The sequence below is a fragment of the Psychrobacter sp. Ps4 genome (assembly GCF_022129285.1).
Taxonomy (GTDB): domain Bacteria; phylum Pseudomonadota; class Gammaproteobacteria; order Pseudomonadales; family Moraxellaceae; genus Psychrobacter; species Psychrobacter immobilis_A.
In genome coordinates, this window is record NZ_JADQAK010000024.1 from 7,327 (window position 1) to 31,357 (window position 24,031).

Here is a 24,031-nt window from a genome sequence, read left to right on the forward strand (position 1 = left end):
CATGGTTCATTTGCCCGTGTCCACCATGCATATTGGCCATGACCATCGGCACCGCTATGACGGCTAAGCCAGATAGCATCATGATTGCGCCATTCACTTGCCTTAGGCGAAAACGCCCGATTTGATTGCGCATCCAGTTGACCGTTTCGTGCGTGGCGACGAGCATGGGTACGGTTCCTAGACCAAAGACAAACATTAATACGGCACCCGTGAGCGGGTCATGACCGACGACCGCAATAAGTAATGCGCCATAAACGAGACCACAGGGTAAAAATCCCCATAATAAACCTGCCGTCAATGCTCGAGGAAAGGTGTTTAAGGGGAAGACTTTCTGCCGCAGAGGTGATAAAGCTTGCCAAAAATGCATACCAAGACGTTCAAGCTTGTTTAAAAAAGGCAACCCTAGCATGGTTAATCCTACAAATACCAAGACCAACCCTAGTAGAATGCGAGGTATGCTATTGCCAACCATCAGAGGGGTTAATACCGTGGTGCCAATCATTCCAGCAATTAAGCCCAATAGGGCATAACTGAGTAAGCGCCCCAAATGGTAAGTTGCAATGAGACCGCGTTTTTTTGCTGGACTGGTTTCTTTCATCGATAGTCCGAATGCGGTGACGATACCACCACACATACCTAAGCAATGCGGCGAACCAAAAAATCCCATTAAGAATGCTGCAATTAATAGTGCCATAGTCATGAAGGTGCTTCCTAAAATATAAGATAAATAAAATCCGTTGAAGGTTTAATCGTTATGCTAGTCAGTTAATGACCTATCTTAATGACACCTAAAACTTATAGTTGACACCCACATACAATGATCGGCCTGCGCCAGGAACGGCAGTGCCCCAGTTAGAACCGTTGCCTATTTCGCCATTCATTGACATGGTTTTGCCTTGACCCATGTATGCGCCCCCTAGAGGTAGGTCATAGTTTTTATCGAATACGTTATCGATACCAGCCTCAATCGCTACCTCTTTAAACTGATAGCCTGTACTGAGATTTAAGAGACCATAACCCGCCGTTTTAATTTTGTTACGAGGGATTGAGATATCATTTTTAGCCGCGACGCCCACCACTTCGATTTGGTTTGTCCAACCGTTATTTTCCCGATTCAGGGCAACACTGCCATTGAATGGCATGATGTTATATAAGTCTGAGCCGCTGTCTTTATTTTTCCCCTTGGTATAGCTTAACGATCCTACTATATCCCAGTGCCCCCAAGCATTTGCTGCCAGCTCCCGATTGGCTGAGATATCTATGCCATATATCTCAGCAACTTGGTTGGTATAGCGCAGCACATTATATTGATTCGCTGTTTGAGTGCTAGCTGCTGTGTTTGCCATGGGGTTCCACTGTACGGCATCGACATAGTCATTAATTTTTGAATAGTAAGGAGTGGCTTTAACGCCCCAGCTATCATCAGCACCGCGCCAGTCTAAGGTGGCAGATAGGGTGTTAGATTTTTCTGGGCGTAAATTAGGATCACCAAAATAACCATTACCGTCACCAACGGTATTATTCATGATAGCCGCCATTTTCCAAGTGGACCAGGTATAGCGCTCATATAAGCTTGGCGTGCGCTCTTTGTGCGATAGACCTAAGGCTAGATTTTTTTGTGAATCAATGTCGTAGCGTGCGAGTGCAGTAATATCAAAGTTGTTATCGGTGGTTCGGCGGTTACTGGCATTAAAGTTAACGCTATCTCGCAGCTGATTGGTCATATTGTTTTGACCATCGATTTGATAGCCATGTACTTCATCAGCACTGGTACGTACGTTTTCATAGCGAGCGCCAAGCTGGGTGCTCCAGTCAGGCGAGATGTCTTTTTCCCATTCGCCATAGATACCGATGCGCTGACGCTGACCATTGTTGATATTTTGAAAGTCGTTTGGCGACATCATACCGTCGCCAGATGCCGCCCACGTGTCATCGAGCGTGTAGTCTTGATATTCAGCACCTATATTGAGCGTGCCTTGGTTGCTTAAATCAATAATACCTTTAAGATTGGCACCGATGGTTTCGCTACTGGTGTACATCGGCATACCTTTGGCATTACCGTACAAGAACTGTTTGTCTTCCCCAAAGTTCATATAGTGATCGACATCTTCATGATAGGCCTGTGCTTCTAGCTGTCCCCAATTTAACTCGCTTTTGTAGCGCAAATTAATGCGGTCAAGCTGATTGTCGAGCATATCCATCCGCTGATTTGGATATAGCTCTTTTGGGACGTTTTGCCACAAATAAGTGCCTTGTAGTAGATGATTGCCATTCTTATAAGCCACATCTACTGACTGGTTTTTGCTTTCATAGGCGGTTGAACCAACTTCGTCTTTCGCTAAGGTTTTACCAGCGTTCCCTGTCTCTGTATAAGATTTAAAATCACCACCAGCTTTATAATTATCCGCCTGCGCAAAGCTGCCTTTATAGGTGAGGCTAAGCTGATCGTTTGCCGCTGTGGTAGATAAATTGGCACCATAAGCGTCACCGTTACTACGATAAAATGTGCCGATTTCACCTGAAGTTAATATGTCGCTATCCGTTGAAAACATAGGCTCTGCTGTTTCGACGACGATGGTGCCGCCAATACTATTACCACCGACACTCACAGGCGTCACACCTGCATAAACGGTGGTCTTGTCTATAGCGCTTGGCGCAATATAAGACAAGGGTGAGTTCATACTGTTTGGACAGGAGGCGATTGAGTCAACGCCATCCACTAAGATACGCAGACGGTTGTCCGCCAAGCCTCTCATCACGGGCAAGTTTGAGATGCCACCGGCACTTTGGACATTTAGACCGGGTATTTTTGTCAGTATAGTGGCCGTATCACTGCTTGCCAGTTGTTTGCTGTTAATAAATTTTTGATCAAGGGTGGCGGCTGTCCTAAGTGCATTGGTACTAGAGCGCTTATCCGCTGCTGTCGCATAAACGACGATTTCTGGCAATTGAATATGTGGCTCATCATCAGTAGTAGGCATGTGCGCCTTTACGGTTGTGGAATCCGCATAAGCGCTACTGATATGCAATAAAGACAAAGCTAAAACACTTAGTTTTAAAATAGGTACAGCATTCATTGATGAAGATAACATCTTACTTTCCTAGAAATTCGCAAAAATATTTTATGAAATCGGTTATTCAGTTTTTACCAAGCTGTAATGTCAGCCAAGCCATTTATGGACTTAGACTAGGTGTTTACTGAATATTTTCCGATATAAATAGATAGCATTTTGAGCACAATATTATGAGCACAGTTTTGAGCGCAATGTTTTAGGCAAACGCATACAAGTGCCTCAATCAGAGTGTCAAATGAGCTCGTTGATTGAGAGCATGGTCACTAATGCTCTAGGGCGTGTCCTCAATTCAATCGATTACTTTCTAAATGGGCTAAAAATGGCTAAATTTTGCCAAACATCATCAAATAGCTTATTAATATCTCGATATTGTTTGCGCTACTTTCCTTGTTTGACAGCAATTTATCTCATGTTTATCACCATTTTTAAAATGAGGACACGCCCTAAAAATATTGGACTATAAATGTGGATAATTATGTAGATAGTTATGTGAGTATGACTGGAGGAGCGCGTGCGAGGGGTCGTAAAAAATTACTAGGAGAGTAGGTATGTGAGCGATACAAAAACGTGACTGAGACAGTAGACAGCTCAATCAAAGCCGAGTCAGTATGTGTAAAAGCGACTGGCAATAGTGCCGCAGACATGGCAGTGCAAAGGTCACAGCCAGTGTATTTTACGGCATCAGGGTTAGATTCAGAGCTTTCAACCTTATCTTTGCTATATAAAGCTTCTTGCGAAGGTGCTGCGTCAACCGTTATGACTGGCTCAACGGTCGCAGGCGATGCTAAAGATAGGGATGCATTATGATGAAGTAAATGACGAGCGGCACTATCAATGGGTATGTTGTGATTCGTTTGCGCAATATCAGTCTGTATTTGCTCATACTGCTTAGCTGCCGATACAATCGGTGCAAGCTCTGCACAGATACCATGACCTAAGTGGGCATTATCGTCCCATAGAGGTGTGAGCAACAGCGTAATGTGCATGATCCAAGCAAAACATGCGACCAACATGCCGAACCACATCGTTACCGGTGATGAATATCGTAAAACAAGCTTACGGCGCTTAGTAGACATGATAGGGTCATCGTATTACCAGCATGCTGATGATGCATAGGTAACATTTATAAGTAAGGAGGTGTGCTAACTTAAAACGTCAGTTTAAAGCATTTTAGAAAGAATACTTAACAAAATAGACATTATCATTAGCAATGCCATTCTAAGACAAGGGGTATGCTCTTTACAAGTCTTGTATAGAGATATATCGGGCATTGTAGAGAAATCGGTCACAGCGTCGTCATATTTGCCCAGCCTGCTATTTGCCGTACTTTAATTTACCGTATCTTAATTTGCCGTATTATCCTTTGCTGTACCTATTCATCTTGTACTGAGAAGACTATATGACTGAAGTAGCTAGACGATAGCCAAACAAATGGGAAAGAGCTAATAAAACCCAGCGGAAAAGATAGGCTAATGTAATGCGGAGTGCGATTTTTTGTTTTACGCGACCAATATTGATGGTGCTAGCGACTTAAAAATAGTGAAATTTTTCAGTAAAAAAGAGCAATTTAACAACTATTGCTCTCTATATTTTTTTTCTCGATAATATCGATTTTTCTCTCTAACTCTATAATCTGTAACTTACAGCTCTTATAGTGATCTTCTTGATTGCCCTCTATGTCCTTAAGGGTTCTTTGATAGATACGGTTATACAGTGAGGTTAGAGCTTTTTTAATTGCTTTGATTTCTTTCGAAGATAAATCCATTTGCTTATCAAAATCAGGTGCTTTTATTTTTGCACATAGCTCAAAAAGTGTGAGATTAAAATCTTGATAGTATTGTTGCACTGAGTTTTCTTTTGATTGATCGCTATATTGGATGTTTTTTTTCATCAGAATGAGCAAAGCACTATCAATCAAGTTTTTTTCATAATCTGTCAAACATAAGTAATGGTTCATTACATCGATTCTCAGTTATTTCAAAATTGCTATTCAGAAGACCATAAGTTTGGCTACTTTAAAAAAATCCCAACCCCAACGACTCTTGCAAAATACTTATCTAGCCTGCTTAGTTTGGTCTTCACTCTTTAAAAGACTTTATTGTGATGCGGCATATCATCAATGGCTTTGAATAATCAACGCATTTTATAGGGTGAAAATGAAAGTATCGTGACAAGGTCTACGCTTTACAAAAAATATGCCAAAGCCAGTCATCCTAATCTATATATAAGATATTTTTTCATTCGCTATTACTTGTCCGTCTAGAAAAGCGCCAATATGACGCTTATAGCGTACCACTTAAGAAACCTTCCCTCATTAAGGTTACCTTTCTTTAATCTTCATAAATCTACTTAACGTTTGAATCATTTATCATTCTCGTTGTCGATAGAGCAAATTTTTATCATGATGCTTTTTATCACGTGAATGCTTTACTTGATATTGAGTAAGGCAGTTTCAACCATAACTCATAACTAATATGACTTTATACGAGAAAAAATAATGAAAAAAATAATGATAAGTTCAATATTAGCCATTACTGCTTGCTTCACAATGGTTAGCCAAGCAAGTGCTGCGCCGCAAATTGCTAAACATCATGTTGCTCAAGTGAAGCATCAAAAGGTCAATGCAAAGTTTGATAATAAACATCAGCATGTTAAGAAAAAGGCAGTAGTGTCAAAGCATCAATCAAAAAAACCAGCGGCTCATCTCAAAGCAAAAAGCAAATATCAAGCTAAGTATATTCATGGACATCGTTCTTAATCGTTCAGCTGACTGATATAAAAATAGCGCCCATATTAGGCGCTATTTTTTTGTTTCGTTGTTATGTAATAAATGCTATGTGACGAAAGCTATGTAACAAGGCTATATGATAAAGGGCATGTCACCATGATAATAACTACTGACTGTTTAAAGTCACCGTCTTAGTACTACCATTACTACTAGGCTGACTCAGTGTCACTTTGCTTGCTAAGATATCGCCTTTGGCATTGATCTTGTAGCATTCTGATGAAGTGCCTGCAGGGTCAAAGCTGAGTAATAGATTGCCTGAGGTTTCTATGCAGAACCATGCGGTATTATTTGTATCACGCGACAAAGACCAGTCTTGGTTATAAGTCCCTATCTTGTTACGCATGCTGCTATCGGCATAGACATTTTCCGTCAGTAGCTTACTAGAAGCGCCCACCGTCGCCACTTTAGGAATGGTGGTCGTCTGGTTAGATAGTGAGTATTTACCTGTACCGTCTGTAAAACCATGGAATATCAGTGGATTCAGGGTGAAGTAATTGATAGCGACGGATTGATTGGTGATTTGATTATTCATCTTATTGATGGTATTTATTTCGGTACCTTGTACAGACTTATTATTAAATACCATACTGCCTTTAGGCGTCACTTGAATCTCTGCTGACACGCTTTGACTGCCGACAACTGCAACTAATTTATCACTGCGTTGTTTGGTATAGATGTTGAGCATGGCAGTCTCAACAGGGTATTGAGTGACGATGGCATTGACATTATTGTTTTGACCCGTGTTACCTGTCATTCCACCAGCACAAGCGCTTAAACCCAGTCCTGCTGCAATACATAAACTTAGTGTCTTCATTATTTTGTCCTCAATTTTTAAATGTATGATTTGATATCTACTATAGTCGAATTTTTAAACAATGACATCTGCTAACTGTCTTAGACTTTGCTATTTTTAGTCCGCCCATACCAACGGTACTTCGTGAAGACACATCCTAGTTATGAGTTGGCTTTATAATAAAAAATATTTGGTTGAGAAAACCTGCAGGCAACAAAAAAGCCGGACAACTTAAATTGTCTGGCTTTTTGTGCAGTATTTCTTATCAGCTGTCTTAATTAGTTAACCATTAACCATCAATCTATAGTCGCGATACTGCTACCGCTTAGAACTTCGACCTTTTGCAGGGCGCTTACCATTTGCAGCAGGTTTGCCATTGCCCACAGCCTTCTTGCCATTACCAAAAGGACGTCTATCTTTACCTTTAGAACCCATTGGTTTTCTAGCATCATCCTTGGCGTGTTTCTTGTTGCCCTTTGCTGCCCCCGCTGATTTCGAAGACGTTTTTGTCTTTGATGAATCATCAGTACGAGCATTTTTTCGTGGCGCATTACGAGATTTCTTGCCCGGATTACTGGCATCTGAAGAAGAACTTTCTATGGACTTAAGTAAAACAGACAACTCTTTTTCGGTTAAATCTCGCCAATCTCCAACGGGAGTACCTTTAAGACTGACATTCATAATCCGTGTACGCTCAAGCTTCACCACTTCATAGCCAAAATGCTCACACATACGACGAATTTGACGGTTTAAACCCTGCACTAGCGTGATGTTAAACACCGTGGGTGCCACCTTAGTAACTGGGCATTTCTTGGTCATCTTCCCAAGCATTGGCACGCCACCAGCTAAACCTTCAATAAAACTATCTGTTATCGGCTTGTTCACCGTCACCAAATATTCTTTCTCGTGGTTATTACCAGCACGAAGTACCTTATTAACCAGATCACCATTACTGGTCAAAAAGATTAAACCTTGAGAGTCTTTATCCAAACGTCCAATCGGAAAAATACGTGTACTATGTCTAACGAAATCAACGATATTATCTTTTTCTGAAGCTTCTGTAGTGCTCACAATACCCACGGGTTTATTCAAGACAATAAAAACAAAATCATCCGCCTCTCGCGGCTCAATGAGTTGCCCGTTGACTTTTACCGTATCTCCAGCAACCACTTGATCGCCTACTTGAGCACGCTTGCCATTGATGTATACATTACCTTGTTCAACAAAGCGGTCAGCGTCTCGCCTAGAGCAAATACCGCTTTCGCTGATGTATTTATTTAAACGAGTTGAGGAAGCGTTAAACATAAAGCACCGTTTTACCTGATAAGAAGCATTTTTTTACTAAGAAAAAAGCCTAAATTAAAGGGGTTATCAACAAAGAGATGGCTCACATTATATAGGAAATTCAATATCCATTTCGGGAGAGAAGGGCAAAACCTTAGAAATATATCCAGTATCGTATTTGTACCTATTAAAATCAATATTATCTCAGGTTTAAGTCTACGGATTTGACGGCAGAGGTCATACTTTATTCACTGATTTTTATCGCAAGCTGAGTACTAAGAAATGGGCAATGATGACCAAGTGTTCTATAGACCCAGTACTACGAAGTATCAATGACTTTATAGAGAAGGGGATGTTGGAAAAATATGATGCTTCTGGGCGTAGTACAAATTACGAGGTTGCCTTGTGAACAAACTTGCTAGGGGTTTGAATTTTACTGTCCAGTTGGTTAGTTAGACTCTCTCAAGCTAGTTTCTACAGGATTGACAGCATAGGTCAAGGATAACCAAGCTGAGTACGTTTCAAAAAATGTATCATGTGCATGTGCTGAATTGGTAAGGATAAGCGATGTAAACTCACTGCGATTATCTATGTAAATTTGCTGTAAATAGTCACAGCATCGAATGAAAGGCTTATTAAAAATGAAAGGCTTATTAAAACAGCACATTCAGGTTTCTTATTATCATTATTATGCCACTGATAACCATTAGCATGAGTAGCATTATTCTAAACTGACTAATACTCATACCGGCCAAAAAGCGTTTGCCGATGATATTGCCAATAACGGCACCTAATCCTAAAACAATGCCATATACCCAAAGCTTGACGGTGAATATACCAAAAAAAGAATAGCTGCCGATTTGTACCATACCTACAAAAAAAGAATTAGCCGTTTTGGTAGCAATAAGGTTTTCTTTTTCTAGTCCAGCATTCATATAAAAAGGGTTAAGTATAGGGCCGAGACCGCCCACTAATGTGCTCATGAAAGCAATCATAAAGCCCAAAGGTATAAAACCTGCTTTTGGCATATCAAAAGTTTTATTTACCTTACCAAACTTATATTGGAATATAGTAGATACCAAAAACACGCCAACCAACAACTGGATCCAGTTTGCATCCAAACGACTAAAAACCAATGCTGCTAACCACGCACCGACAATGGCACTTGGTACATAGTATTTGGTCAACGACCAATCAATATCATTCCAGAATAAATATAGTCGAGATGTATTACTAATCAAAGTAGCCAAATTGATCACAGGTGGTGCAACCGCTGTCCCTATCATCCAGGAAGTGGCTGGTATCAGTAACATAGCACCGCCACCACCCGATATAGTAGAGATAATAAAAGCGGCCATGCCAGCGAAAAACAAGCCTACTAAATGCCAACTTGGGATGGATTGTAGTAAATCTAAAACAAGGAGCACTATAAAATCCTATTTCATGAGTGACATCAAGTGGTAGTAGTCAACTAAATCTGTCTAAATGATAAGAGGTTTTATTAGAGTAGCATTTTCATTCCTCTAGCAATTTCAACGCGTTCATTGAAAGTATCGGGTGTAACTATTTCCTAAAAAAATGGTGGTCATACATAGAGTATAACCACCACCGGAGAGTATTTTGAGAACAGAGTAACTAAAACTTAAATAGCAGGCTTAAATTTTCTACGGTAGATACTACGTATAACTGGCATGAATACCATCAAAATAGCCAACAACCATAGCACTACTGTGATAGGGCTGCTCCATAAGATACTAAGCTCGCCTTGAGAGATAGATAGGGCTCGTCTTAAATTAGACTCCATGAGCTCACCCAATACATAGCCCAAAATAAGCGCTGATAAGGGGAAGTTTAGTTTACGTAAGAAGTAACCGAAGACACCAAGTGCCACCATAAATACCAAGTCAAAGGTCGTGCTATGGATAGAATATACGCCAACGAAACTGACCGCAGCAATGGCTGGTATCAAGATGTAGTTTGGTACATCAAGCAGTTTGGCGAACAAACCTACCAAAGGGATGTTCATGATTAGCAAAATCACGTTACAGATAAATAATGAGGCAATCAGACCCCATACGATATCTGGCTGCTCAGTAAATAACTGTGGACCCGGTGTAATGTTATATAACGTCAACGCACCCATCATGACTGCTGTCGTACCAGAACCTGGCACACCTAGCGTCAACATTGGCACAAATGAGCCACAAGCTGAGGCATTATTAGCTGCTTCTGGCGATGCAACACCGCGAAGATCACCATCACCAAAAGTACCGGTATCACCAGCGATTTTACGTTCACTAGCATAAGTCATTGCACTGGCAATCGTTGCGCCTGCACCTGGTAAGATACCAACGACAAAGCCCATGAGACCACTACGTAGCATGGCTCCAAAAGCAAAAGTAAACTCTTTAAAATTTAATAGACTGCGCTTACCTTGTTCAATAACCTTGTGTCCCGTCGTGGTTTTTTCGAGCAAGATTAGAATTTCACTCACACTAAAGAAACCAATCACAATGGTAGTAAATTGAATGCCATCAGACAGATTAACCGAATCAAAGGTAAAGCGGTAAATACCAGTAACAGCATCAACCCCAACAGTTGCTAGACCAAGACCAATCAACGCGGCAATACCCGTTTTAACTGGCTGATCACCTACCAAACCACTTAAACACGTGATAGCAAATACCATCAGTACAAAATATTCAGCAGGTCCAAATGAGATTGCCCATTTGGCTAATAATGGCGCAAATAGCACCACGCCGATTGTCGCGATAGTGGCACCGACGAAAGAGCTGACAGCAGATAAAGACAGTGCAATACCAGCCTTGCCTTGTTTTGCCAATGGATAGCCATCCAAAGTCGTCATAATGGCGCCGGCATCACCGGGTACGTTAATGAGAATGGCAGAAATACGACCACCATATTCACAACCAAGATAAACGGCTGCTAGCAAAATGAGCGCACTCTCAGGCGGCAAACCAAGGGCAAAAGCAAAAGGCAGTAATATCGCTACACCGTTAATAGGACCGAGACCCGGCAACATACCCACAATCGTACCTAAAAAAGCTCCGATGAGTGCAAGAAGTAAGTTTTTTGGGGTAGATGCAACAGCAAAGCCATGCATCAAAAAATCAAAAGTATCCATATTGGCTATCCTATTATCCCTGACAACAATCCGAGTGGTAATTTGACATCTAAAAATAGGTCAAATAAGACATATAAGCCAATACTGATTAACACTGAAAAGATAAAACTCTTGAGAGGATTACCTGCAAACAGTAAACCTACGGCGAAAGACATCAGAATAGTGGCAAGAATAAAGCCCAATACTTCAAAAATGAGACCATAGACCAATAAGGCAAGCGCACATAAAATAAGATTACGGATGATCGTTTTATTTAAACCCAATTCAATCGCTTTAGTAAAACTGGCGGGACGAAAAGCAACGACTAAGCAGCCAAAGGCAAGCAGGGAAAAGATTAAAATAGGGTAAGGACGAGGACCAATTGGGTCATAAGCAATAGGGGCAACATAACCAATGGCTAAGTATATTAAGAATATACTGACCAGTGCCATCAGCCCGGAAAACAAACGTTCCATTGTCATAAGGAGCATTCCTTGAATTTTGGGGCAAAAGGCTGACAGATAGATATCCTGCCAGCCCTTTGAGAAATACCAAAATATTTGATATTCAATTGCTAAAGGTTATTAAATCTCAACGTAACTATTTGGTTGGTGCTGCGTCAACAAGACCGTACTCAGCAGACAATTCACGTAATTCACCAGTACGCTTATACACGTATGCTTGTAGCTCGTCTCCGGTCATAGAGAATGGTAGCAATTCTTGCTGCTCACGTATTTCAGCGAATTTCGGATCAGCAAGCATTTTATCGAAAGCCTCTTTCCACCAGTTGTAAGCGCTAGGACTCACATCTGGCCCCATGTAATAACCACGAACAACCGGCCACGTTACATCATAGCCTTGCTCTTTGGCAGTCGGGATATCAGCCATAGTACCGCCCAACCTGTCATCTGAAAATACGGCTAATACACGTAATTTACCAGCATTGGCTTGAGGCATAATCTCAGCAATACCTGCACTCACAACGGTAATATGATTGCCCATAACCGCTGTAATTGCCTCACCACCACCTTCCATGGCGACATAAGTCATATCGCTAGGGTTGACGCCAACTGCTTTAGCTAAAATGGCTGTTTGCATCCAATCTTGACCACCAACACTACCACCAGCACCAAAACTGATAGCTTTTGGATTTGATTTTAGTTCAGCTACCAGTCCTGCTAGATCTTTGATTGGTGATTCAGCATTTACCGCGATAGCGCCGTAATCTGTACCAACGCCCGCCAACCACTTCACATCTTTTTCAGTAAATTTACCGAATTTACCTTGCGATAGATTAAGGATAGAGCCAGTAGAGAAAGCAATAATAGCGTCACCGTTATCGCGATCATTAGCAACAATCTTGTTATAAGCAACGGCACCTACGCCGCCTGGCATATAAGTAACACGCATTGGATCCTCTAAGATTCCAGTATCTCTTAGCCCCGCCTGTGCAAGTTTACAAGTCAAGTCAAAGCCGCCACCTGGTTTGGCAGGCGCAATACATTCTGGACGTGAAGGGGCAGTGAGCTCACTTGAGGCATCTGCGGCAGTCGCATCTGTACTGGCAGTTTCGTTTGCATTATTACAAGCGGTCAAAGATAGAATAGACAGGCCAATAGCCAGATAGGATAGTTTTTTCACACGACACTCCTTGTGTGTATTTTTACAGTAAAAATTCAGTAGAATTTTGGCTAAAATATAAAGTTATTACAGGTGAAGTGAAGACTCGATTAACGGGATGACTAAACTTCGTAACAGTAGATATTTATCACTTGCCAAAAGTAACAGAATATTTTAAAAATAACAAGAAACATATGTATGTATATATGAATTTTATAGTAATATATCAAATTGAAGGCGGCATAGGGTCTCCTGTTATAGCAATATGTAGGATGAATAAATGATATGAATACCTTTGAAAGAAAATATTTAATTTAACTAAAACAGATAGATAGAAAGATTTAGTGATGGCGGAGATTATTGAGACTTTCTGAAAACCATATTGATATCAGTACCATTACGAGACTATGACAACGATTTGAGAAGTTATGAATTTAGTGAGAAAAATAGATATATTGGGATCAAAATATAGCAAGCAGGTGTAAAAATATTAAAAAATCACACTATATTTTGCCTATGAGAAGTTAAAATATTAGCTGGATAAGTAAAATTGCGAGTATTCCAATACCAATATCTAAGGGTACTGCCTTGAATAATAGCGCATTAAAAAGCTTATCTTTGTTTATAACGACTTGAGAAGCGCCTAACATTAAACTACCTCCTGATGAGAAAGGAGACAGTGATGAGCTTTGTGCGCCCACAACAATACAAGTAAATAGTAATAAAGGGCTTAGTCCAGAAGCAACAGCTAGGGGCAGTACCATAGGGAATAAAGTAGGGGCGACTACCCCGAGGGTACTAGCAAATATTGACATAATGGCGCTAATAACGAAGACTAAAATCGGTATCATCCAGATAGGCACATTGGTACTTAGCCATTCTGTCAGCTCGTAAATAACGCCTATTTCTACTCCGAGGCTGATCAACATACCAACACCACAAATCATAATGAGGGTATTCCAAGGTATTAAAGCAATCACTGCTTTTTCATCGCCTAATTTTAAAAATAAGCTCACTAAAGCAAAAAATATGGCGATAAAACCAATGTCAATCCGAGCGTTCAAAAATTGAATTGCTGATACTTGTGGCATGAGTAGATTTAAAATGGGCACGATAAGTACAATAGCCATCATAATAAAAATCAGCACAAGAGACTGTTTTTGCTTACTGTCAAAGGATTCTGGTATGGTCGTCTGAATCGCTATTTTGCTATTTTTGGCATTGATAAAGCTATAAGCACCCAATACAATCATAGGCATTATAAAAGTGACAGCGAATATCCCTAACACATAAGTAAAGGTATTATCATTTGCGACGCCTGCGCCGCGCATCAGCTCTCTAAAAATAACACCGCTTTGTGAGGTGATAAAGTTAGCACCCGCTAAGGCACCATAGTTCACCGATAAAGTAGCAATGACAAGATTCAAGTTAGTGCGTTTAGACAACAGCAGGATCATCGGTGCCATCGTCGCTAAGACCGTATAATAACCAGCCCCTAAGCCCGCAATAATCGTGGCCACAAGGAAAATGACTAAAGGTAGGAATTCGGGAAAGTGACGGCACTTATAGATTAAATGATTGGATAGCTTCTCTAAAGCACCGTTAGCTAGGGGAAAGTTATAGAAAAGAGTCACCGCAAAAATAACAAAGAAAATTTTGAGAGGCCATAGCTCAACAATTTCATGTGCCTTCATTCCCATACCGAAACAACCGATCAGATATGAAAATGCAATAGCAAATAGACCAATATTAATCTTAGTGGTATAGCCCAAAATGATACATATCACGATGGCGGCTAGAATATAAAGAGTCACGACTACTCCTTGACCTTAACTGTATGAATTCTATAAAAAACCATAACAGTTTTTACAGAGTAAAGAGCATTACAATAATATCGAAAATAGCTTTTTAGACTAGACAATCTCATAAGTCTTAAAAGCGCATTTAGTTGAGTAGAATGATAGCAAAAAAGGTCACACTAACTAGATGAAATTGATCACCAATTTATAGGTCAGTTGCAGCGTTACATATAAAATTTACTTAAGGCTTAAGGTAGTATGACCAGACATATACTTCCTTGTAGAACAATAACGGCGCTTGACAAGATTGAGCCAATTAATAAAAACCTTTCCACTGTGGTGAAAAAAATGCTAAATAATTTCAAAGAGTTTAAAATGCTACGTTATGAACAAGTGCGATGGCATATACAGACGTTACTGACAGAGAGTAAGTGGGATGAAAATACACCCTTACCAACGGAGCAGGAGTTTGCAGATAAGTATGAAGTATCTGTAGGAACTGTCCGAAAAGCGGTCGAAAAATTGGTAGAAGATGGGGTGTTAATAAAGCAGCAAGGCAGAGGCACCTTCTTAAAACGTCCAGATTTTGCAAGCTCATTATTAAGGTTTTTTAAGTTTCGTGATAAAGATGCTCGCTATGTCACACCGACGGGCATAATTAAAAAAATCATGGTTATAGACGGTATTGATGACATTAATAAAAAACTAAATATAGGTAAAAACAAAGCGCTTATTTATATAGAACGTACGCGTATGGTTGAAGACAGAGTATTGTTAAGTGAAAAGATTTGGTTACCTAAGAGTCGCTTCCAAGCTTTTGCAACCTTAAATCCTGAAGATTTCGAGAATCTTCTCTATCCGTTTTACTATACAAAGTGTGGCCAGTTTGTGTCGTCTGCCGTAGAGACGCTGTATTTTATAACCGATCACAGTGATGATTATCTGGGCAACAATAAGCAAGAAAACTTAGTTAAGGTATGCCGCATTGCGAAGAATCTAGAAGGCGATCCTATCGAATATAGAGAATCATATGGACTGGCAGAAAAATTCAGTTATGAGATTAATATTATTTAGCGGTCTATCAAAGTAGTGGTCAACTCATTCAGATTATTTGAAAAGGGATTATGCAATTAATAATATGTAAAACTGATACAGTCTTTATAACAACTTTATTTAATTAGAGGAACGATGTATTACTGAATCGAATTTCGCAAGCAAGTAATGCATAGCATTAAAAAAAGCATGACGATAAGAGAAGCGGCTATCACCTGAGTACCATCACCATTCGTAGCTGGCACAGAAGTTGGCTCTCAAAAAAACTAGGGATAAACCACCAACTAAAATACCGAATGAAGCACTCTTTAAAAGACGTTGAATAATATCCTGATGATTATCTGTATGAACGGGCTAGGCGCTTTAACGGTAGTAAGACAGGTATGCACACTGCTTTAAAGCGTCTTGGAATCAGTCAAAAAAAGACCTTAGAGCATCCAAAAACTTGTCCAATAAAAAGTGCGATATATCAGAATAAGCTTGATAGCTTTACGCAGTAAGGCTTCCCCATTATTCATATGGATTAAAGTGGCTTTGAGGCTGTAAGCATAAGACCTTACGGATATGCACCTATTGGTAAAACTTGTATTGATCGCTATAACTGGCAAGCAAGAAAGCGTACTAATATTATTGGTACGCTCTATGAAAAAATGCTGTTTGCGCTTGATTACTTTGAGCAGAATATCAATAGCAATATATTTTATCACTGGTGCAAACACACGCTTATCCCAAGCCTTAAGACTAAATGCGTGATTATTATGGATAATGCTAGATTTCATAAAAGCAAATGCATTCAAAAGCTACTAAACAGAAATGGCCATCGTATTCTATGGTTGCCACCTTACAGCCCTGATTTAAATCCCATCGAGAAAAAATGGGCACAAGCAAAGTTTCTACGCCAAAGCTGGATGGAGAACGATCTGTCTAAACTGTTTCATGATATGGGCTGTACTAATTTTATTGTGGACTGACTATAGCACTAATATCAATACTTATATTTTACAGTTGACACTATATGTCTGACCGTTTGCCATGTTTACGTTCATGACACCATAGTTTGCTTTGGTATGCCAATCATAGCTCATCTAAGGGTCAGGGCTATTAACATAACGAGCACCAGAAGCTGAAACTGCTTGATTCAAGGTGAGTTTTTTATTATTTATACCCACTTTAGGCAACGTCACATTTAGATTGGCAATTTGACCATTATCCTGACAGGACATAATAGTTGTTTGATCAGTGCTAGTCATAGGTGCGTTAGTAGCACAATAGGAGCCGCAGCCATTAGTTTTTCATAATAATCCTTATAGATAAATATTAGGTTGGAAGTCAAATAATTAAAAAAAATTATGATAATGCAAACTAGAGTTTTTCTGCAAGTCATTGTTATCGTGCAATATTAAATTAGAGCTTAGGCTTGCCATTGCTTGCCATTGCTTGTTATCTTGATGAAAGTACCACGTCATTATTATAGGCGCGAGCAGGCTTAGCCAAATACCATAAGTAATCGATAGCCCTTGCGCTACTGTGATATAGCTCAGCAAAATAATAAAGGTGGCAAGAATAAGAGCCGTCATATTGTGACTTGATTTGCGGCACATTAAGGCTCGAAGTAAGGTTAGGGTTACTAAAAAGCCAAATAGCATGATCATCAATAATCCCATAGCATAAGGCTGAGTGACCGTACTATTTAGAGTATTTGCCCAAGCATCGGTCACTAAATTAAGCGCGCTGCCTAACGCTGCAAGCGTAGCGAAAACAAAAAAGTGCCCATAGCCAAATAAGAATAAATCATAACGGCGACGCTCATTGTCCAAAATAGTACCAAACGGGATAGTGAAGTAGAGCCACCATAAGGCAAAAACCAATGCAACAAGGCTTGAACCTAATAATATAATGGCGCTAGCAGCAGACTCGGAATTGACTAAAAAGGTTCGAATGCTATTACTAACTCCTAGCACGCCTTCGCCTAAAACAATAATGGTCAACAGGCCATAACGTTCAGCCATGTGATGAGGATGCCAATTGATGTTCTGTGCGGCACGCGCCCATATTGGCATCAGTAATTCAGCGGCTATAAATAAAAATAACGCAGGCGTTTGTATCGAAGCAGGTAGAAACAACCAAAGTATCCAAACACTTTGTAGCGTTAGTAAGCCAATAATACTGCGACCAGCCACCCGTTTGTGACCTTCAACTTGCTGATAAACACGCCACCACTGGCTACAGCTGGCCAATCGCATGATCCCGTAACCAGTGACTCCTATCCATGTTAGCCCTTGTTCAAAAAACTGATTGATATTGGCGGCAATCATTAATGAGCCAAACATTTGCAGCAATACTGAAAGACGATAGTACCAATCGTCAGGATCGTAGCCGGAAGCAAACCATGTGAAGCTCGTCCAAGCATTCCATAAAATAAAGAAGGCGATGATAAAGGTCAAAAACCCTAAAAAGTCATGCTCAAGCAAACGATGATGTAGCCCGCTTGCGGCTGCTGAAACAGCAATTACATAGACTAGATCAAATAATAACTCAAGCGTTGTTGATGCCCGATATGGCTCATTGGAATCGCGGGCACTTATCTTATTGAGAGCAGGTATAGTGTTCATTTAAGCTTGTCCGTTAAGTGTTGAGTCGTAAATGCTTATCAAAAATTATCCCAGTACGGATTATCACCAAAACGCTCGGCAATAAAGTCAATCAAATAACGACAGCGCTGCGATAAAAAGCGATTTTTAGGATAGACCGCATAAGCGTTTAAAGTGGGCAATTGATACTGCTGCAGCATAGGCACAAGCTCACCGCTGATTAAGGCTTGATACGTAATAAAAGTTGGCAGAAAAGCAATGCCATGACCTTTGACTGCCATCTCCCGCAAAAAGTCCCCATTATTGGCTTTGATTTTACCGTTTACGGCGACTTGATGCTTCTTACCTTGCTCATCTATCAGTTCTATCGTGCTAGATTTGCTCATACCATATTGTAAAAACTCATGTTCTGTCAGATCGTCAAAAGTCTTTGGCGTACCCATTCTCTCTAAATATGCGGGACTGGCGCATAATGCATAGCGGATCAGTGCTAGACGTTTGGCTTGATAACTGGAATCTTGCAACTCTCTAATACGAATCGCTAACTCAAACCCTTCCTCAATCAAATCAGTATGCCGATCAGAAAAATCCAGCTCAAACTTTAGCTCAGGATGCTTATTGGCGTATTCATCGATAACATCGTTTAAATGCATCAAACCGAAGGATAATGGTGCAGTCATCTTTAATGTCCCTTCGATACGCGTCGGAGTACCACTCGTCTCTTCATTCAGTGCATCTACTTCACTGAGTATATGGTGCACCTTTTGATAATACTGCTCACCGGCTTGGGTTAAGTTTGATTGACGAGTGGTTCGGCTAATCAGTTGACTGCCCAAGCGCGTTTCTAACTCTTTTAAACGCCGGCTTACCGCAGATTTTGCGATGTTCAGTTGTTCTGCGGCTTTGGTAATACTGCCTGCTTCGACAACACGCACAAACATTGCCATATCTTCTAATTGTCCCATGTAAACCACCCCTTAATTGTTCTACAAATAAGAACTTACATTTGCAATTATCACGGTTTATCTAATTATAAGCAACGAATACAATAGCACCGTCGTATAATCAAATAAAAGCTTAAAAAACATTCTATTACTGGAGAAAACCCATGGACAACCTGCAAGCGTTAAGCGCGCCAATTGGACGCCTGTTGTTATCAATGATTTTTATCTTTTCAGGCTTTACTAAAATTACCGGCTACGCGGCCACTCAGGGTTATATGGAATCAATGGGTGTACCTGGGATGTTATTGCCGCTGGTCATCGCGGTTGAACTTTTCGGCGGCCTCGCTATTCTCTTTGGTTTTAAAGCGCGTTTCGTTGCTATTTTACTCGTTGGATTCAATATCATATCAGCGCTGCTTTTCCATCAATTCTGGATAGATGAATCACAGATGAACCAATTTATGAAAAATATTGCGATGGCGGGTGGTTTCTTGATGATATTTGCTCATGGAGCAGGTGCTTATTCAATTGATAACAGTAATCATCGCAGAATATAGTAGAGTAAATGGCTTAGAAAATATTGTTTTATCATCATAATCAAGGAGCCGCTATGAGCGCATCCATAAACATCGCCTTAATTATTGGCAGCTTGCGAAAAGAATCTATCAATCGTAAATTTGCAGAATATATGGTGTCGCAGATGCCTGAAAGCCTGTCTATAAAAGAAGTCTATATCGCAGACTTACCGCTTTATAATCAAGATTATGATGATACGACTATCGATAGCTATGAGCGTGTGCGTCAGCAGCTGAAAGGCGCTGATGCGGTATTAATTGTCACGCCAGAGCATAACCGCACTATGCCTGCCGCCTTGAAAAATGTCGTAGATATCGCCTCACGTCCTTATAAAGAAAGCGTTTGGACCCATAAGAAAGTTGCGGTAGTGACGGCCTCGCCAGGCAGTTTCGGCGGTATCAATAGTGGCCTTGATGTCAGAAAAAGCATGCAAATGCTCTCGGCACAAATGATGGTTGATCCTGAAGTTCATTTAAGTCGTGCAACTGATAGCTTAAATGAAGATGGCAGTGTTAGCCCGCGCACACAGAAATTCTTACAGCGCTTTGTGACTGATTTTGTAGATTTTGCTGGACATACTAGTGAGTAAAACGGTAACTAATAATACTGCTCCTGTACATGATGAGCCACCAAGCTTTTGGCAACGCTATCAAGCGCCTATCCTATTAACGATAGTTGGTGGGGCGATTGATACTATTGGCTTCATCACTTTATTTGGCTTTTTTACCGCTCATGTCACGGGTAACTTAGTGCTGGCTGGTAGCGGTTTGGTTAAAGGTGAAGATGGCTTGTGGATCAAGCTAGCATCAGTACCACTTTTTATAATAACGGTGGTTATTACCAAAATATACATTGATAAAAGCCGGAAGCAAACGTTAGTACTCAGTCATTTGTTCTTGGCAGAAGCGCTATTTTTGAGCGCATTTATGATAGCAGGATTGTCCTTTCAACCTTTCACTGAAGCAGGCGATATAACCGTCGCCATCACTGGTGGTTTGGGCTTAACGGCACTTGCTATTCGTAATACGGCTAGTAAAACAGTCATCAAACATATGAGTCCAACGGTGCTAATGACGGGCAATACGACCCAACTGGGTATTGGTTTGTCAGATTATATTGCCAACCGTAGCGCTGATAATGCCAAAAAATTGGGGCATAGCGCGGCATTGGTTATCAGCTTTGTAATTGGCGCGCTACTCGGCGCGGTGCTGTACGTCAATCTCAGTTATTGGGCAGTCGGTTTGTTTGTCATTCCTGTGCTGTACCTATCACTACTAGCGCGTAATCCAGAGTTCTTACAGCATATTAGCTAATAAAAGCTCTACCGTTATTGAGTAATGTCATTAATCGTAAAAAGCCATGATGATTTATCATGGCTTTTTTTATGCATATTGTCTTAGGCTTTCGCACCATGAAACACCGAATTGGCTTGGTATTCTGGATGCTTATCAATGTAAGACTTCACATAAGGACAAGTTGGCTTTACGCGCAGTTTTCTAGCGGCTGCACAATCTAAGATAACCTTAACTAAGTAGCCTGCAATACCACGACCACTAAGCGAATCAGGCACAAATGTGTGCTTATATTCAATACCTTCTTCACCTGTGGATGTGGTAAAAAACTCATAGTCTTCAAAGGCAATTTGATCATCAATATGAATCTCAAATCGATTTTGGCTTTTATTGTCGATCACATCGTAATGCGTTGTATGCTGATTTGACATTGTTATTCTCTCTTTATCATTAATATTTTTTGCACCTGTTTATTGGTACTGACGGGTAACGCGAATGATGGCGTGACTATTATATTACGTTAATTCTAAGCACTTATTGTTCTATAAATAAGAATAGTCATTTGCAATAAGCACTGTTTATCTATATATGGTCAACAATTATAATAGGACCATAGCTTAAACAAGCCAATTAAAAATAAAGGATAACTTATGAAAACGATCTATCATGCAGCAGATTCTCGTGGCGATGCTAACCATGGCTGGCTCAAAAGTAAGCATACTTTTAGCTTTGCCAATTATCATAATCCAGAGCGTATGGGTTTTGGCGCGCTACGGGTCATCAATGATGACTTTGTTATTGGTGGTCAAGGTTTCGGCAAGCACTCACACCGCGACATGGAAATTATCAGTATTCCTCTAAGTGGGAAGTTAGCTCATGGCGATAATATCGGTAACCAAGGCATCATCGAAACGGGTGAGATTCAGGTTATGTCAGCGGGCACAGGTATTACTCATAGCGAGATGAATGGCGATGCCAATGAGCCTGTCAAGTTTTTACAAATTTGGGTGATACCCGACAAAATGGGCGTGACGCCGCGTTATCAGCAAGTACGTATGGATGAGCATATGAAAGCTAATGAGTTCAACCAAGTGCTATCGCCAAACGCGGACGACGCTGGGGTTTGGATTCATCAAAACGCTTGGTTTCATATGGGTCATTTTGACAAAGGCGTTACCGAAACTTATGACCTGAAAGATACTAGTAATGGTGTTTACGTATTGGTACTAGAAGGTAGCGTCACGATTAACGGTAACACTTTAGCTACTCGCGATGGTCTTGGCGTTTGCGATACTAAGAGCTTCACGATGGATGCTGATGAGGACGCTAGAGTATTGTTAATGGAAGTCCCTATTTATTAAGTAACAATGTATTAAACACTAATCTATAACTATCAATAATAAGAGGTGAATAATGAGTATTGAAACCCTAGAGCCAAGGTTGGCTGATGTTGGCGGTATTCCGATTGCCCGTTTATTACCCAATAAAGGAAAACAGCCTATCGGTGCGTGGTGCTTTTTAGATCACGCTGGTCCTGCTGACTTTGGTGAAGATGAAACCGGTATGCAAGTCGGTCGTCATCCGCACACCAATCTGCAAACTTTTAGCTGGATGTTAAATGGAGAAGTACTGCATAAAGATAGCTTAGGTAACGAGCAAGTCATTACCAAAAACCAAGTCAACGTCATGACAGCCGGTACTGGTCTAAACCAAGGCATCAGTCATACGGAACAAAGCGTGTTTCCAGACACTGGTGGTTCGTCGGATGCGGCGCGTGCTATCAGCATGGTACAGCTCTGGATTGCACTACCAACGGATCAAGAGATTGAGCGCGGTTTTCACCATTATCCTGAGCTACCAACGTGGACGGAAGATAGTGTTGAGATGATTCTGACCACCGGTAGCTATACCAATGCCTCAGGTCAGCACTTTGAAGCGCCTACCATCCAATACTCCAAGCTGGTCGGTATCGACGTGTACTTTACCGAAGATGGCGAGGCTACACTGACTTTAGAATCGGGCTTTGAATACGGCATCTTAGTCTCAGAGGGTGAGATAGAATCTGAAGGAAAGGTATGTAAGCAAGATCAACTCTTTCGTTTCCACGATAGTGATGTTGCTAATAACGAAAGCATTAAAATAGCGGCTAAGAAAGGTACACGTGTGATGTTTATCGGCGGTGAACCATTAAATAACCAAGTCCTACTCTGGTGGAACTTCGTTGCTGATAATAAGGAAGAGATCGAGCAATCCATCATCGACTGGAATAATGGTCATGAGCGTTTCGGTAATGTCGACTCTGATATGAAACGTTTGCCAGCACCTGAATTACCTCAAGGTTTTAAAGGTTAAAGGTTGGTTACCATTTAGCTTTATAACTTAGTTCTTAATCACGTAAACTCATAAATAATCACTGGAGAAAATCATGTCAGACCTAAAAACATTACAGCAATTGGCAGAAAAACGTCGCTCTATCTATGCATTGAGTAATCAATTGCCAGTATCAAATGACGAAATCGTTAAGTTAGTTGAGCATGCGGTTTTGCATACGCCATCCGCTTTTAACTCACAATCGACGCGTATCGTAGTGCTATTCGGTGAAGAGCATAAAAAATTATGGGACATCACTGAAGAGACACTTAAGGTTATCGTCGGCGATGACGAGAAGTTCCAAGGTACTAAAGATAAAATCGCAGGCTTTAGAGCGGGTGCGGGTACAGTATTGTTCTTCGAGGACAAAGGCGTCGTGAGAAACATGCAAGAAGCAGCCCCTTTATATGCGGATAAATTCCCAATCTGGGCACATCAAACCAATGCTATGCATCAGTATGTGATTTGGACGGCATTAGCAAGCATTGATGTCGGTGCTAACTTGCAGCATTATAATCCTGTCATCGATCAGAGAGTTGCTGATGCTTGGGACATCGCTGATGATTGGGAATTGAATGCTCAAATGGTGTTCGGCGCTATTGAGCAGCCAGCAGGTAACAAAGCGTTTCAGCCAATTGATGAACGTATGAAAGTATTCGGCTAATAATTTTTAGCGTTAAAAACCGTATAACCAATGAAACTGCTATGAAAATATCGTAGCGG

The 24,031-nt window shown here is 40.7% G+C and carries 23 protein-coding genes; 8 read left to right on the forward strand and 15 right to left on the reverse strand.

The window, feature by feature from the left end; all coding sequences use genetic code 11:
• From I3252_RS12350 to I3252_RS12365, 4 genes are all read right to left on the reverse strand, one after another.
• Positions 1-700, reverse strand: a 700-nt coding sequence (locus I3252_RS12350; RefSeq protein ID WP_238035409.1) for a sulfite exporter TauE/SafE family protein, incomplete at its 3' end; no start/stop codon positions are given.
• Positions 701-788: 88 nt separating this feature from the next.
• Positions 789-3,092, reverse strand: coding sequence for a TonB-dependent receptor (locus I3252_RS12355; protein ID WP_238035410.1), 2,304 nt, complete (start codon positions 3,090-3,092; stop codon positions 789-791).
• A 467-nt stretch (positions 3,093-3,559) separates the two neighbouring features.
• Positions 3,560-4,150: a hypothetical protein gene (locus I3252_RS12360; protein ID WP_238035411.1), complete on the reverse strand. Its 591-nt coding sequence runs from the start codon at positions 4,148-4,150 to the stop codon at positions 3,560-3,562.
• Positions 4,151-4,641: 491 nt separating this feature from the next.
• A complete protein-coding gene (locus I3252_RS12365) occupies positions 4,642-5,031 on the reverse strand; it encodes a hypothetical protein (RefSeq protein ID WP_238035412.1) in 390 nt (129 codons plus the stop codon).
• A gap of 540 nt (positions 5,032-5,571) precedes the next feature.
• Here I3252_RS12365 and I3252_RS12370 point away from each other — a divergent pair.
• Positions 5,572-5,832: a hypothetical protein gene (locus I3252_RS12370; protein WP_238035413.1), complete on the forward strand. Its 261-nt coding sequence runs from the start codon at positions 5,572-5,574 to the stop codon at positions 5,830-5,832.
• Positions 5,833-5,968: 136 nt separating this feature from the next.
• Here the strand turns inward: I3252_RS12370 and I3252_RS12375 are convergent, their stop codons facing one another.
• From I3252_RS12375 to I3252_RS12405, 7 genes are all read right to left on the reverse strand, one after another.
• Positions 5,969-6,676, reverse strand: coding sequence for a hypothetical protein (locus I3252_RS12375; protein ID WP_238035414.1), 708 nt, complete (start codon positions 6,674-6,676; stop codon positions 5,969-5,971).
• Between the two features lie 297 nt (positions 6,677-6,973).
• Positions 6,974-7,960, reverse strand: coding sequence for a 23S rRNA pseudouridine(2604) synthase RluF (rluF, locus tag I3252_RS12380; protein WP_087814847.1), 987 nt, complete (start codon positions 7,958-7,960; stop codon positions 6,974-6,976).
• Positions 7,961-8,592: 632 nt separating this feature from the next.
• Complete coding sequence (locus I3252_RS12385) at positions 8,593-9,366, reverse strand: sulfite exporter TauE/SafE family protein (protein WP_345945885.1); 774 nt, start codon at positions 9,364-9,366, stop codon at positions 8,593-8,595.
• 215 nt (positions 9,367-9,581) lie between these two features.
• A complete protein-coding gene (locus I3252_RS12390; RefSeq protein ID WP_020443969.1) occupies positions 9,582-11,084 on the reverse strand; it encodes a tripartite tricarboxylate transporter permease in 1,503 nt (500 codons plus the stop codon).
• A 5-nt stretch (positions 11,085-11,089) separates the two neighbouring features.
• Entirely contained in the window at positions 11,090-11,545 is a 456-nt protein-coding gene (locus I3252_RS12395; RefSeq protein ID WP_041753189.1) for a tripartite tricarboxylate transporter TctB family protein, read from the reverse strand.
• A gap of 118 nt (positions 11,546-11,663) precedes the next feature.
• A complete protein-coding gene (locus I3252_RS12400; protein WP_238035416.1) occupies positions 11,664-12,704 on the reverse strand; it encodes a tripartite tricarboxylate transporter substrate binding protein in 1,041 nt (346 codons plus the stop codon).
• Positions 12,705-13,207: 503 nt separating this feature from the next.
• Positions 13,208-14,497 (reverse strand): SLC13 family permease, encoded by a 1,290-nt coding sequence (locus tag I3252_RS12405; RefSeq protein WP_238035417.1) that lies wholly within the window; start codon positions 14,495-14,497, stop codon positions 13,208-13,210.
• Positions 14,498-14,830: 333 nt separating this feature from the next.
• Between I3252_RS12405 and I3252_RS12410 the strand changes: the two genes are divergently transcribed.
• Entirely contained in the window at positions 14,831-15,556 is a 726-nt protein-coding gene (locus I3252_RS12410) for a GntR family transcriptional regulator (protein ID WP_238035445.1), read from the forward strand.
• 1,064 nt (positions 15,557-16,620) lie between these two features.
• On the opposite strand, the gene I3252_RS12415 is transcribed toward I3252_RS12410, so the two are convergent.
• The 3 genes from I3252_RS12415 to I3252_RS12425 all read right to left on the reverse strand — a co-directional run bounded on the left by I3252_RS12415 (position 16,621) and on the right by I3252_RS12425 (position 19,091).
• On the reverse strand, positions 16,621-16,785 hold the full coding sequence (locus tag I3252_RS12415) for an MliC family protein (protein WP_201600270.1): 165 nt from the start codon (positions 16,783-16,785) through the stop codon (positions 16,621-16,623).
• Between the two features lie 87 nt (positions 16,786-16,872).
• A complete protein-coding gene (locus I3252_RS12420) occupies positions 16,873-18,147 on the reverse strand; it encodes a low temperature requirement protein A (RefSeq protein WP_238035418.1) in 1,275 nt (424 codons plus the stop codon).
• Positions 18,148-18,185: 38 nt separating this feature from the next.
• Complete coding sequence (locus tag I3252_RS12425; protein ID WP_238035419.1) at positions 18,186-19,091, reverse strand: LysR family transcriptional regulator; 906 nt, start codon at positions 19,089-19,091, stop codon at positions 18,186-18,188.
• Positions 19,092-19,234: 143 nt separating this feature from the next.
• Here I3252_RS12425 and I3252_RS12430 point away from each other — a divergent pair, with 143 nt between their 5' ends.
• From I3252_RS12430 to I3252_RS12440, 3 genes are all read left to right on the forward strand, one after another.
• Complete coding sequence (locus I3252_RS12430; RefSeq protein WP_238035420.1) at positions 19,235-19,627, forward strand: DoxX family protein; 393 nt, start codon at positions 19,235-19,237, stop codon at positions 19,625-19,627.
• A gap of 53 nt (positions 19,628-19,680) precedes the next feature.
• Entirely contained in the window at positions 19,681-20,235 is a 555-nt protein-coding gene (locus I3252_RS12435) for an NAD(P)H-dependent oxidoreductase (RefSeq protein WP_238035422.1), read from the forward strand.
• A gap of 70 nt (positions 20,236-20,305) precedes the next feature.
• Positions 20,306-20,959: a YoaK family protein gene (locus I3252_RS12440; protein ID WP_238035446.1), complete on the forward strand. Its 654-nt coding sequence runs from the start codon at positions 20,306-20,308 to the stop codon at positions 20,957-20,959.
• Positions 20,960-21,042: 83 nt separating this feature from the next.
• Here the strand turns inward: I3252_RS12440 and I3252_RS12445 are convergent, their stop codons facing one another.
• Positions 21,043-21,369 carry a GNAT family N-acetyltransferase gene (locus I3252_RS12445; protein WP_201581711.1) on the reverse strand — a complete coding sequence of 109 codons (327 nt, stop codon included), beginning with the start codon at positions 21,367-21,369 and terminating at the stop codon, positions 21,043-21,045.
• Between the two features lie 219 nt (positions 21,370-21,588).
• Between I3252_RS12445 and I3252_RS12450 the strand changes: the two genes are divergently transcribed.
• From I3252_RS12450 to I3252_RS12460, 3 genes are all read left to right on the forward strand, one after another.
• Entirely contained in the window at positions 21,589-22,299 is a 711-nt protein-coding gene (locus I3252_RS12450) for a pirin family protein (protein WP_238035423.1), read from the forward strand.
• A 52-nt stretch (positions 22,300-22,351) separates the two neighbouring features.
• The gene (locus I3252_RS12455) at positions 22,352-23,290 is read left to right on the forward strand and encodes a pirin family protein (RefSeq protein ID WP_238035425.1); all 939 of its coding nucleotides are present in this window, start codon (positions 22,352-22,354) and stop codon (positions 23,288-23,290) included.
• Between the two features lie 73 nt (positions 23,291-23,363).
• A complete protein-coding gene (locus I3252_RS12460; protein ID WP_238035426.1) occupies positions 23,364-23,972 on the forward strand; it encodes a nitroreductase family protein in 609 nt (202 codons plus the stop codon).
• The last annotated feature ends 59 nt before the right edge of the window (positions 23,973-24,031 follow it).